We start from the raw sequence: 824 nt of genomic DNA on the forward strand, positions 1-824 counted from the left end.
CCTTCCACCGGAGCCGTACGCTTATCGTGCGGGCCGCAATGCCCAGCAGGCGGTGATCGAGGTGGAGGAGCGTCTACACCGAGGGCAAACGGACGTAGACGCGGACCTGGCGGACTACTTTGGAAGTATTCCGCACGCCGACTTGATGTTGTCGCTCGCGCGACGCATCGTTGATCGGCGTGTGCTGCATCTGATCAAGATGTGGCTGGAATGCCCCGTTGAAGAAACCGATGACAGAAGCCGGGAGAAACGGACGACGGAGGCTCGCGACAGTCGGCGCAGGATTCCAGGGCTCCCCCATTTCACCACTGCTGGCGAATGTTTACATGCGCCGGTTCGTGCTGGCATGGAAGAAGCTCGGGCTTCAACGCAGTCTTGGAAGTCGAATAGTGACCTACGCGGACGATCTCGTCATCCTGTGCAAGCGAGGCAAGGCTGAAGAGGCATTGCTGAAACTACGCGAGATCATGAGCAAGCTGAAGCTGACGGTCAACGAGGAGAAGACGCGAATCTGCAAGGTGCCAGAAGGTGAGTTCGACTACCTGGGTTTTACGTTTGGGCGGATGTATTCAGCAACGACTGGTCAGGCCCGTATGGGCATGAAGCCGTCGAAGGAGAGTATCCGGCGCATGATCGAAAAGATTTATGCAATGACCGCCCTCAGGACGGTATGGCAAGAGACCACGGAGTTGGTGGGCAAGTTGAACCCGCACGTTGCGCGGTTGGGCGAATTACTTCCAGGTAGGAAGCGTCAGCCGGGCATATCGAGCAATCGACAGCTACACCGCGACGCGGTTGCGCCGGTGGCTACGCAACAAGTACAA

Annotated in this window: 1 protein-coding gene; it reads left to right on the plus strand. The window is 57.9% G+C overall.

Annotated elements, in window-relative coordinates; genetic code table 11:
- Window positions 1–218: 218 nt before the first annotated feature.
- On the plus strand, window positions 219–824 hold a 606-nt coding region (locus AWB80_RS45735), incomplete at its 3' end, for a reverse transcriptase domain-containing protein (RefSeq protein WP_425266948.1).

The organism is Caballeronia pedi (genome assembly GCF_001544915.2).
Lineage (GTDB): Bacteria > Pseudomonadota > Gammaproteobacteria > Burkholderiales > Burkholderiaceae > Caballeronia > Caballeronia pedi.